The following is a 13,438-nucleotide window of genomic DNA, read 5'->3' as shown; positions in this document are numbered from 1 at the left end:
TTTACCAAAGAGCACCTATTAAACCAGCAACTCCACCCACGGCTAAGATTCCCCAGCCCACGGGATTGGATACCAGGCCAAAAGCTACCAATCCACCACCAACTGCCGCTCCGATACCCAATCCAGTAGCAGTTCCCGAGACTACACCAGCTGTCCTTCCGTATTTCGGAGTCACTCTACTTTCTACATAGTCACCAGCATAGTTGGCTACCAATGCTGTTCCAGTAAGGGCGACAGCTGGACCCGTTGCCGTATTGGTCAATATCATCGTGCCGAGGCCAACACCTGCACCATCCCCAACCAAGACCCCGTATTCTCCTTGTTGATAATGTACTACCCCGGAATATCCCGACAACACTATCATTCCTACACCACCGCCCACGCGAACGGCTCCACTACCGAAAGTCATTAAGCGCGATGCCCCATTTACACCGAAATATCCTCCAGCCAAGTCCGCTGCTCCGAGCATATAGGCCGACCCTCCAACAAATTCTGTAGCCCCCGATGCTATTCCAATGGTTCTTACATAGGGATTTTCAATATCGCTAGACACTACAATGGTAAGTATGCCGGAGACTTTAGCAAATTGCCCCATAAGTCCACCGGCTAAGTTGATCCTAGGGATTTCCCTCGATAGTTGAACAGTCCCTTGGGGATTGGTATGTGGTGGATTTCTCCAGGGTTCTAATCCGTTGGAGGTTACTGGTGTCATCGATGTGCCGGCGCGAATGGCCAGTGAATCGGAGGTGGGATGCCATATATCATCGAAGTGGGACTGATTAAAATTAGGACTTCTCCAATTCAAGTTTGGATTGTATCTGGCATCATAGGGGCCGGTAATTGGATCGGTTCCAGGTGTATAACCCAGTCTTCTCGCCGTGGCTTCTGCTATATCTTCCAATACAGTATCTTCCATGATGTATCCCGGCCTTCTCGCTGCATCTGCTAACCCGCCTCCGGGTTCATTGGACCAAAGGTTGTACGGACCTCTTAGAGGTTCGCCTGGAGTAAATTGTCTTGGAATCCCAGCTCTCTGTCTAGCGGTTTGACTGACTGATCCAGCAGTTGGTCTGGCCGTTTCTTGTACCATAGTCCTTGCCGCTCCAATCTCTTTGGTAGGTGCTGTTTCGTTCACACCTTGAACTTCTGGTGTGGGAGGTTCCGGTTCTGGTTCAGGTTCAGGTGCCGCAGGGGGTGGGGTTTCTTCTCTTTCCGCCTCCGGAGCTACTTGGTCTGTACTTGGCTCTACCGTGCTCGGAGTCGGAGGAGTAGGTGTACGTGGAGTAGATCTTCTTCTAGGACTGGGTCTGTTTTCTGGAGGACTTTCTGGAATAACGGTAAAAATTGGGGTCGTTCTTGGACGAATTTCGAAGCTGCCATATTCTCTATTATATACGGTTTCCAAGTCATTGCGTTCAAATTCATTGGTCTGAAAATTAACCGCTGTGATTTCCCCTGTTTCACTTCGTTGAATACTTAAGCTTACATTGGTTTGAACAACGCTTGATAGCCTAGCTTCAAGAACGGTTCCTGCAAATAGTTCTGTCATCCCTCCACCTTCGTGGTGAATTACCCCCACAACAGCTAAATTATATCTAGTGAAGGCTTCGCGAATTAAATCATTGGGATCGTTGCTCTGCAGCCCATTTATATCCACAACATTGATCGGGTTGTTGTGCACGTATAGAAATAAATTTAAAGAGTCTTCTGGACCGAGAGGATCAGGGCTAATCCAACCACCAATCCAATGGGCATAGTATCTATATTGGAAATAATATAGTCCAGTAAAGTCATCTCGTTCTTTGCCGGAGTAGCGATATTCCTTTAAATCAATTTCTCTCTTATTCCTACCTGCAATAAAAGAAGTGCCACCATATGGAAAATATTCCTCATATGTAATCACATTTCCCATATCATCCAATTCCAATGCGGTAGACCCCAGGTGATTGGTTAAAAAGTAATGTATTTTTTTCTTCGATATATCGTCGGTTTCCAGGGCTGTGTTGTCTTTTTCCCAGCTATGGATTAGAGCAATTGTATGGTCGCCATCACCTACTGTAGAAGTATATCGTTTTAGGATTTCAATACCTCCTCGTTTAATGGTTTTTGTTTCACAACCATCGAAATAAACTTTCTCTGTCAATTCAATGGTGTCATTAGCTATATCTACCAATCGCTGGGTGATTTTTCTCAATCGCTTACCATCTCCTCCATATACATAATACTCTTCATCGTTGGGTTTGCCTTGAGCGGAGCGGTCAATGACGACGACTTTTGATATATTGTTGCGGTAATTCCATTCCATTTTGCGCAGATGGGGCATGAAAATACAATTGCCATTGGCGTCAAACCGACTTTCGGGATTGGCTATGACTACGCCATTCATATTCAGTAAAGGCAATGATCGGTTTGACGTAGCCGAAGTCCATAAATGATTTGTCCAATTCTGTGAGGCTCCACTGTGTTTTATGGTTTTTATATTGCCTGATTCATCGTATTCATAAGTTCTGGTGTAGCGCTCTATGGCTCCTCCATTATTTAAGGTGATGTGTCTACTCCCTTTCCCCCAGTTGGCAGGTAGGCCAATTTCTCGACTTCGGTCAGCATAATCGTTCTGCAATAGAGCTTGATGCACTCTTCCCTTTGCGGATTTAATTTGGTACAATGCATCGTACTCAAACTCCGAATGGGCAGAAACATTGAGTCCTTCTATTACATGTGGATTCGCCGCATTGGGCTGCTGGGCTTCGTCCAATAAATGAATTAAATTGCCCATGGGGTCATAGGTGTAATGAATATCTTGATAAGTCCTTACTGTTCCAGTCGTTTTTCTCGATCTCAGTCTCTTCATTCGAAAAGTTTCTGAATCGTAGGTGTAATCAATTTTTACGTCATTACCGAGTAATATCTCTTGTTTCATGCCTTTGGCATCCATGCTGGAATCTTTCAATATTTCTACATTGGTCAAGACGTTGTCGGCAGTGGAAACTAGGATTTTTTGGAGTCCGCCCCCTCGATTAAATACATATTGACAAGTGGTTTGATCTGGCAATCCACGCACTATGGTTCTTCCTAATCCGTCATATTCGTAGAGGGATGAATAGATGTCAGCCGATAAACCTACATTGCCAGGAATGGACCAGTCTGGTTCATTGATATATTGATCTAGGAATTTTCGATGGATGAGTAATGGTGAATTTCCCGGAGCAGCTAATTTTACTTCTTGTATCCCTGTTTGGTCATAATGGATGACTAGGCGGCCCCTTAGGTTTTTCTCTTTAGCTTGAGCGATAACGACATCTTCACCATAGACAAATTTTTCGGTTATTTGATTTAATCCCAAGCCACCCTCTACATGAATATCTGTGACACGGTTGAGGCCATCGTACTGTATTCGCTGATGAATATTGCGGCTGTCCCAGAGATGGATGATTTCACCGTCATGGTTGGGGAAGCTCCATTTTTCACCTGAGTCCATGGAGTCTTCATAAAGCAGTCTCCCCATCATGTCTCTTTTGTATTGAAATGCTATCAGCCCACGAGGGTCGGTGATTTTAACGGGGTTGTTTCTGACATCATATTGAGTTTCTATTTTTCTGATGGTGGCATTGTTGTTGGTTTCTATTTTAGTGATTTCTCTGCCCAATGGATCAAATTCTGTGATGGTAGGCGTTTCCTTATGGGCCAAACTCTTGTCCAATGCCAATTTTTCTGGTGAATCTGCGGGCAGTATTTCCCTGAAAACCTTGTACAGGGATCGGTCTACTGTATCATTTTGGTCGTAATATTTGATTTCCCATGGGGATGAAACTATCTCTAAAAAAGTAGAATCGGGAAAATCGCTTCGGTACATTCTGCCAACTGCATCGTAGTATTGTTGGATGGAGACTCCATAGTTTTCCAATTCGGTATCGTCTTCAAATAAGTGATTCCCCGAAAAGAAGGGTTCAAACTGCCTTACCGGAAGCTCTTTGTTGTTGTACACTACATGACCACTTGCCAACCAGCGAATATTGTGGTGGACTAAAATGATTTCACCTCCAGCATCGGTATTTACGCTTCCATCTTGATTTTTTTGAATGGCAGGTCCTGGTTCTACTTTGCGTTTGTGTTGAATGATTCGGCCCAACCCGTCTTGGTATTCCAAGTCTATTTGTATGACAGCTGTGTTGGCTTGATTGCCTTTTCCGTCGTGTAACAGATTTTCTCTCGTAAGACTGATGCTGCGCAATGGAATGCTATTAAAATCATAAAAATGAAAAGCTGCTGCATTTTGTATATACAATTCGGGGTTGGCAATGATGTTGTCGAAACTTTCGTCATTGCGAATATTGTACATGTCAATGGGGGAGTAGCCGTATGGTTCTATTCCTCCATTATGTAATACGGTACCGTGATGAGTAGTAATTACAGGAATGCCTAAAGCATCGTACATTACCTCGGATACATTGTCGTTGGCATCGACGAGACGATAGGGCTCAACAATATTGTAATCCATCAAACCGCTATTTTTATTGCCTATGGCATCGGTGATTTCAACAACACTGAGGAAATAATCATCATAACTGTAGATGGTAAAAATACCTTGATGTTTTTCTATTTTGTCTAGGGAATAATATTTATCATGTCCATTGAAATGACTTACTTCAGTCCGTTGCCACCAGTATCCGTCTAGTAAGTTGTAATTGCCTTCATTGATTGAGGATAACATGTTGGGGCTAACTCTGTTGTTGTATATCTGATTGATAAAACTGTCGTTGAAACAGGCGTTTTCTTCGTGGTGTATCAATGGGATTGTGGCGAATTGTCCGAGAGGCAATACATCGTTTTGGGTCTTATTCCAGTAATAAGTCCTCTTCCATTCTATAAGTTTGGCCATTGTATTTCCTCCGACGGCTAGGGGTTTGTCAAATGACAAGGCATTGTTTGTCCACGTATCAATATGGGTTTTTACATCTTTCCACTTTAAAATTTCATCTGGATTTCTTGCAATGTGGTTTATTTCAAAACCTTTGGATTGATATAATATGCTGGTTTGATAGTTATCAATAGTGTTGATGGATTGAAAACTATGTAATCCTATTGTGATGTAATCCTTACTTTGTAGTGGATTCAATACAGGCAGATTACTATTTCTGGCATAAGCAATCGTCAATCCTTTAGTTGTATTCCCGTAATCATCGAGGTGGAGGGACAATTGGTGGGTTATTTTCGAATCGTTGGGATTTCCGTCGTAGGCTATTTCTATTTCTTCGGATTGATAGGCATAGAAACTTCCATCATGGATGGTTGAACTAGGTTGATTTTTTCTAATTATATAGGATCTTTGGATTGTCGAAAATGGATTTTCTTCCAATGCCCCATTTTCTTGAACGGCGTAAAGTTCTTGTCTGACCATCTTGCCAGCTAAACACCTAAAGCCCAATTCAAATTCTTCGATAGATTGAGCAATTTCACTTTCAAAAATAGGAGGGGGCAGTAAAGGGGAGTTACTGTCTTTTTTGTAAAACTGCTTTGTCATTCTCGAATCCCATCCAAATATACCAGGATGCAACCATGTTATGGTACAACTGGGTTGAACGTAGTCTTTTTCATGAGTAAGGGCGGCATTGTCAAAGGTTTCTACATCATATTGCTCAATACGACCAAAACACACTAAGCTTTTCTCATTACCGTCATAATGTCCATCGTAGTATTGGTAAGTAGTAGCCATTTTACTATTGGTAATATGGTCTACGAGGATCTTTTGATCGACGACTGGAAAATGAGAGGGGATTTTTGAAATCCAAGGTTTGCCTTTCTGTTGAGATTTATTGTAATGGTTGCCAGAATAACCATACTTTATTTCCATAGTTACGCCCATTCCATTGTCCAAGGTCTTTAATAATCGCGGCTTAACTCCTCCTGTTAATTCAAGATATTGGATGGGTGATTCAACTGCATAAGACAGTGAATTTGACCATACTAAACAAGGACTTCCATTTCCGAGTAGGTCAAGAATCACAGCTGTACACAATAAATCTATGTAGGGTAATCCCTTGATGATTCCACCTTCGACAAAGCCATTGCCGGATGCATTGTACCAGTATTTAATTTCACCTCGACCTAGATAAATAATATCTGTCGTGCCGCTTCCATCTAGGTCAAAGAGTCTTATTCTACTTGCATCAAATGAATGTTTATAGTCAAAAACCGGTGGATTGTCCATTAGAACTCCACTTCCAAATTGACCATTGCCGTGGTTGGGATAAAATTCTACTCTGCCATTTTTGATCCGCACTTGGTCTTGAAGACCGTCTCCAGTCATATCGGCCATAAAATAATCTAACGGCAGATTATCCCCTATTGTGGGAGGGTATTGAATGCCATTGGATTGGGGTTTGGCAAATTCAAATGGTTGACCAAACCCTTCTTTGCCTTTAAATGGATAGCAGGTAAGTTTGTCTGTAGTCTCAACTACGATGTCAGCATATCCATCTGCATTGACATCCATAAATTTTGCATTGCTGACTTGTGGAATAGACTTAAATGCATTGAAGCCAGACCATGTTTGCCTATCCGTATTGTATTCGTAATAACCGGCAGTTCTGCCTTGAAGCGTAAAGAGATTTAGATTGCCGTCTTGATCAAAATCTCCAAGGGAATAAATACCCTTTAATTCGGATGGTTTTGAAATTACCGTTTCTTGTTTTTCAAAAATTCCATTGCCCTTATTGTGTTTGTAGTACCAATTATTGGTCGATTCTGTAAGTATGCCAGGCAATCCCTCTCCAAATAGATCTATAAATCTGGTATTTGGACTATTAAATCCATGGGGTACATTGATGTTGCTTTCTTTTACAATGGGTTTAAATGATGTATCTGGTTTTGATTCTGTGTAGTTAAAAGAAAGGGATGGGAGTGATTTTTCTGAATAGTTTCCACTGTTGAGGTCTCTTCTCACACCGATGTAGTGAAACTTTTGAATGGTTGTACCCAGTGGATTTTCATTGAATTCTATTTCGAAAATTCCAGTGAGCGATGGCTTGATAGATAATTTGGGAATATTGTGATAGGTCAATATTCGTCTGCACAAGCGGTATGTTCTAATTTCAAATCCAGGATTATAGATGGAGAATGGGTCTTGTCTTACGGCCCATTGATTGGCAGGCAATGTAGATTCATAGGGGCGGTTGTCATATTCACCATAATCAAATAAGACTTCAAATAACCATTGGTTGGCTGGTGGAATAGGAATATTCGGATGAAGAGGAAGTGAGTTGCCGTAGCTTATCTTTTCGATGTATTTTTGAGGGAAATCAATTTTATTCCCTGACTTTACTCTTTGGTATTCTGAGGGTTTTTGGCCATCTACATTATCCGTGTTTTCTTTTTTGTATGTATAGTGTATGGCATTGCCCAGATTGTCGTATTGTTCTTCTAGTAGCCAAGTGAAAATATTCTCTTTTTTTGAGGAATTACAAATCTTTCCTTCTTTGATACCGTATATAGATACAATATGATTACCGGTTACCGTTCTCCAATGTACACTGCCATCGTCTTTGCGAACCCATTTTTCGAATCTAATAAAGGAATCTTCTATCTTCGCTCGGTAGTAAAAGATCCAATACATTGGTTTTTCTTCGGTGCGGTGCTTCCATTCATTACCCGATTTGAATAATGAAGGCAGTATTGATTTGACCCCGTTAAATGCATAGTTGTCAGAGCCATCATATCTGGGTAGGCCTTTTTTAGTATCAATGGTAATTGAAGAAATGCCGGTAAGAGACCAACCGAGGCCAAAAGCTGAATTTCGAGAAGAGGAACTGTAGTTTAAACCCAAATTTGGACCAAATCCACTGCGACCTTTGGTTAGGGGAATCTCTACACTTCCCGTGACAGAACCATTGGCCGAATTGACATTTACCTCGTGGTTTAATTGAAGATTTTGGATGTTAATTTTTTCGAAGCCCATAATTTATACTCATTGTCTTTATAGCAATAAGAAAATTGACTTGGGGCTTCTAGCATTTAAGATTTACTAAATATACAAAATTATAGATATAAATTCAATATTTATGGAATTATTTTAAAATAATTTTATAAATATTGATAAAATGCCGTGTAGTTTTTAGTTGTGTCTAATTTGGTGAGATTTCTCTTGGAAATTGTTTGTATTAAAGTATTAACATATTTAAGGGCATTGTATTGATCATGTTTGCTGCGATTAATATATAAACTGGACTTATAAGATAATCAAGTATTACTTGAATAATATTTATTCAGAAGGTTAATGGAAGGTATTCTGTTTTTGTCTAGTATTATATTTTACTCCTTCGTACCAAATGACGGAAACAAAACCTATGCCGGTACATATGGCTAATTGGGATAAATTAAGGGTTTCAAATGTGAAAAATCTGGTAAGAGGAGGAAGGTAAAGCAATAATCCCATAATGATAATTGTGATGGCGATAATGAGTGAAACCAATTTGTTTTTGTACTTCAGTGTGGTCAGTATTGAGTAATAGAATGATCGATTGGTCAAAGTCAGAAAGATATTGGCTGAAATGAGTACGGTAAATACCATGGTTCTAGTCAGGTCTTCGTTGTACATCATGTGAACCGAATATTGATAGGCGGCCAAACTACCTGCTGTAATGGCCAAGCCTTGTATAATACTGGTGGTAAGTTCTTTGCCATTAAAAAAGGTAGTTGAAAATGGTCGTGGTTTTTGAATCATTGTATTTTTTTCCATGGGCTCATTTTCAAATATGATGGAACAGGTAGGGCCCATGATTAATTCCAAAAATATAATGTGAACGGGGGAAAGAATATTGGGATATATCCATCCCAAAGCAAGGGGAAGAAAAACAGTTAGTATTATGGGGATATGTATGGAGATAATATATTGAATTGCCTTTTTTAAGTTGGTATAGATTTTTCTTCCCATGGCAATTGCGTCAACCATTTTTGATAAATCGTCATCTATTAAGACAAGGGATGCTGCTTGTTTGGCTATTTCACTACCTTTTTTACCCATGGCAATACCTATGTGAGCCGCTTTCAGTGCCGGTCCATCATTGACTCCATCACCAGTCATAGCCACTATTTCATTGTTGGCTTTCAAGGCATTGATAATTCTTAATTTTGCTTCGGGAAACATCCTTGTGAAAATACTATTTTTCATAACACTTTTTTCCAATTCACTTTCCGATAACTTCATTAATTCTTCTCCGGTTATGCTATTTTCATAATCTTTAAAACCTACTTGTTCTGCTATGGCTTGGGTCGTAGCTCCATTGTCCCCAGTAATGATTTTGACTCGTATTCCCGCTTTGTAGAAGTTTTCAAATACCTGATTTATATTCTTTTTTGGCGGATCGTATAAGGCTAAAATTCCTTTAAAATGAAACTTAAATTCCTGTTGTGTTTTGGGGAAATTGCTTCCTTTAAATTCTGCTTGTCCAACGGCTAAAACTCTGTAGCCTTGACTTGTCAACTTCTGGATGGCATTATCTATTTCGTGTTTGTCTTCCGAGGTTAAATTGGAGATGGGAATCAATGCTTCTGGTGCTCCTTTGGCCGCAATAATTCGCTGGCCTAAATTGTTTTCAAAAATATGTGTCATCATTGGTGGTTTGCCACCTAAAGGGTATTCGTGTATTAATTTGAAATTACTTCGTAAATCTTCTTCATTTAAATTTTCGTAAGCGCTGTGTAATGATATTTCCATAGTGTCAAAAGGAATTGGTTCGCTGGCCCACATGGCTATTTTGATCAATTCTTTTTCGTCTTCTTTGGCTTCTTCGGGATTGACTGTTCGAAGTGAATTTAAGGTGAACAACTTCGCAAGACTCATTTTATTTTCTGTAATGGTGCCGGTTTTGTCGGTACAGATGATGGTGGCGCTACCCAATGTTTCCACCGTTTTCATTTGTTTTACAACGATGCCCATTTTCATAAGTCGCCATGCGCCGATGGCCATAAATGTGGTGAAAGCCATGGGTATTTCTTCTGGCAATATACTCATGGCTAGGGTTAGTGCTTTAAGCAAGCTATCTAATAAGTCAAATGAATGAAAATAGTTGATAGTCCAAACTGCAATAAAAACGATGGCTCCAACTATGACCATGAGTTTTACAAAATGGGTAATTTGAATTTCTAATGGAGTCTTTTCTTCCTGAATACTATCTAGGCTTTTTCCTATTTCACCTAATTTGGTATCTGTCCCTATATGGGTAATGGTGGCTATGGCTAATCCTGTGGCTACGGTACTTCCTTTATAGATTTTGTTGTCTTCATTATCTTTGAATACAGAAAGTGATTCTCCTGTGAGGATGGATTCATTGACTGAAAAATCATTGGAGTGGACAATGATACCGTCAGCTGTAATAGAACTGCCTTCCTCTACGATTAAACTATCTCCTACGACTAATTCCTCACTAGGTATTTTAATTTTTTCTCCGTTTCTTATAACATTACAATGAGGTTGAGACAGCATTTTGAGTTTGTGCAAAGCATTTCTGCTCCTAGAATCTTGGTACAAAGAGATTACTGAGACGAGAATAATGGCTGAAGCGAGAAAAATGGCATCTCCAGTATTTCCAGTAATTAAATATATCAGTGAGGCAGCCAATAGAAGTATAATCATTGGCTCTTGGGCCAATTTTATAAGGACATTGAAGAAACCATTTTCTTTTCTGAAGTTTAGGTGGTTACTCCCAAATTTTTCTCTGGCTTTTATGACTTGATCTGTGGTTAATCCATGTATGTTGTAATTGTTCTGGGGCATTGTATAAGATTGAGGTTAAACTAGGACAATGTTGGTGATTTCCAGAAAAATACTACTTATATTTTGTATTTGTTAGTGTTTTGTGGAAGTTGATACAATAATTTATAAATAGGTGGCTTGGATTTTAATTCAGTCTCGTTGCAGCACAGTGGCCTCGGCTCCTTCATCATTTACCGATTTACGGTAAATGGCTCTCAGAGCTTCATTCAGTCATGTCTCTACATCTTCAAAATAAATTAAAATCATATTACAAAGAAAAGTGGCGTAAGAGAAATAAGAAATTATTGTTTTAAATGCTGTAGCGAATAAAATTATTCTTCGAGTTTATGCCGTAGCAAACCGAGATGAAGCTTTTGTGAAATTAAAGGCTTAATCATTTGGTTTTTTCTTAGAATTCTCAATCATGCTCGGTCATTCTATAGCTACGAATGGCATGAAACTGTGCTACCGCCATATTTTCTGATGCGTTCTTTGCTCGATTGGCTATCTCTCCTTGAAACAATTCATCTATTGTTTTATGCCATAAGGTCACCCATTGAGCAAAATGAGAAGGAGCGATACTGTACTTAAGATTTTTATCAACCATTCTATGTTTTAATGTTGGATTCCCTTTAAAACAGGCCTGTCCAAAAAGTGCTGTAACCCAAAAATCTGTTAGTTTTTCTAAATGAGCTGGCCATTGGTCTTCACTTATGTGACGATTAAAAATTGGACCTAATAATTCATCCTTTCTGATGGAATCATAAAAGGTATTCACTAATAAACTAATGTCTTGTCGATCTTTGATCTCTTTCATCTTACAAATCTATTTTTACTATATTTCCTATGAGTATATCCATCTTCCTAACTATGAGATGAGACCTAGTGGAGGTCGTCAATCTTAATGAGTAAGTTTGGTAACACGTTCTATTCTATCAGCTACGGATAGGGATAATCGAATAATGCAATCTGATACACAGGTTAGATCATGAGGAATATTTGCTTCCAGGGCTATTATATCTCCTTTTAAAAGTTTATGACTTATTCCCTTGATTCCAAAATCTATTTCTCCCTCAAATATTTCTACAATTATTGGGAAGGGAGCAGTATGCTCCTTCATAAATTGTCCCGCTTTCATGACGATTCTCATTTCTTTGGTATTTGCCGTTTTTAGGATTACAGAAACACTTGGTTTGCTATCTTCACGATAGCTGATATTCTCCAATAAAGATGCTTTGTACATAATATCTAATTTTAATTTTCTGGTATTTTATAAAATCTCTCTTTGGGAAAGTTTGGTTGTTACTCATCAATAGACCATGGCTATTTGGATTTTACTTTGTAATCATTTCCCTTTTATCTGTTTTTTAATTACTGCTACATAAAATATATAAAGATCTAAATATCTTATTAGTTCTATTTGTGATCGAAAATGAAATGTATTTTGATATTAATATTTATAATGTTGTACACACACCAGTGTATAATCATCACCCTGCTCTTATTTTCATCTCAAATATGAAATACTTTTTTAAACTAGGTTTGAAATAGGATTGTTATTCCAATTCTTTACCGGTATATTATTATCTTTTTTATGTGATTATATACTTAATGTAATATGATTTAATAAGTTGTAAATTAATTTATTAGGGTAATGTGTATTAATTATTTTTACAATCTATTCCACTGTATAGTATTTAAGAGTTAGTGATCAATGGCATACTTTTTTAGAGAGTTCGATTGATTCGCTATCTCTCATCTGACAACTTTTTATATCAAATGCCTGTCTATCAATATTCATCTCAATATATTTTGAAACCCTTCGCTATAATGATTCAGTAAATATACGGTAATATATTATAAAAGATAAAATTATCTTTTATTATTGTTAAACTTTGGGTTTAAATACATGTTTTGTGAGAATGGTAAGTTGGAGGATTTTAATGGACACTCTTCTTAATAAGGATTCTAGTTGAGGCAGTTATATTTATCTTCCTTCACCTTTTTACGACACATAGGTCGTGACGACATGTTTTTTTTAATTGCCTCAATCGCTGTGTCCTGGATAGGGCAGTTGAGACAATTCCCCTCCTTTGGAGGGGTGTCAGTTTACTGACGGGGTGGTTTACTGTCGGGGTGGTTTTGAAATTCCTTATTAAATATTGAATTTTATTTTTCATATATGAACCACATCGTCTGACCAGTCAGATAATTCACCAATGTAGGGGAATTACCCTGTTAATTTATATTGCAATCACGCCACGGCACAGAGATATATTTAGCCGAACTCAGTGGTAAAATATCGAGGAAATACAGTGTAAATACGCTAGTGACCGATATTATAAAATGTATTTGGTATTAATCTATATGTCTTTAATATATTCGAATTAAAACTTATGTCAATTATGGCACAATGTATAATGGTGTCTTTGAGGGGGGGGAGGTATAGTGGCTTTGCTGAGAAATGTTATTCTTTAGTTTTGTTTAACAATTAGTTAAAAATTGCAAATAAGTATAATATACTTATTTGCAATTTTTAATAGTTAATAAATGTTCTTCTCGAAATACAAATTAACTCCTAAACAAATAGAAGGATTTCACTTGTGGAGCGGAGACTGTTCAATTAAGTGTGTCTACTTATCTTAGCAAACTATGAAAAAAGAGAAGAAAAACGAGAAGGAAATACTA

The 13,438-nt window shown here is 38.4% G+C and carries 4 protein-coding genes; all 4 read right to left on the bottom strand.

The annotated features are described in order from the left end of the window. Position 1 precedes the first annotated feature (1 nt). The 4 genes from LVD51_RS16790 to LVD51_RS16775 all read right to left on the bottom strand — a co-directional run bounded on the left by LVD51_RS16790 (position 2) and on the right by LVD51_RS16775 (position 11,993). On the bottom strand, positions 2–7,954 hold the full coding sequence (locus LVD51_RS16790; RefSeq protein ID WP_236972523.1) for a SpvB/TcaC N-terminal domain-containing protein: 7,953 nt from the start codon (positions 7,952–7,954) through the stop codon (positions 2–4). Positions 7,955–8,269: 315 nt separating this feature from the next. After that, on the bottom strand, positions 8,270–10,771 hold the full coding sequence (locus LVD51_RS16785; RefSeq protein ID WP_236972522.1) for a cation-translocating P-type ATPase: 2,502 nt from the start codon (positions 10,769–10,771) through the stop codon (positions 8,270–8,272). A 397-nt stretch (positions 10,772–11,168) separates the two neighbouring features. Then, positions 11,169–11,567 carry a group III truncated hemoglobin gene (locus tag LVD51_RS16780; protein ID WP_236972521.1) on the bottom strand — a complete coding sequence of 133 codons (399 nt, stop codon included), beginning with the start codon at positions 11,565–11,567 and terminating at the stop codon, positions 11,169–11,171. 84 nt (positions 11,568–11,651) lie between these two features. Then, positions 11,652–11,993 carry a cupin domain-containing protein gene (locus LVD51_RS16775; protein WP_236972520.1) on the bottom strand — a complete coding sequence of 114 codons (342 nt, stop codon included), beginning with the start codon at positions 11,991–11,993 and terminating at the stop codon, positions 11,652–11,654. Between the last annotated feature and the right edge of the window lie 1,445 nt (positions 11,994–13,438).

Origin of the sequence: Membranihabitans marinus (assembly GCF_021729155.1) — a bacterium.
In the GTDB taxonomy this organism is placed as follows: domain Bacteria; phylum Bacteroidota; class Bacteroidia; order Chitinophagales; family Saprospiraceae; genus Membranihabitans; species Membranihabitans marinus.
The sequence above is the reverse complement of the archived record's forward strand: the minus strand, read 5'-3'. Positions and strand labels throughout refer to the sequence as shown.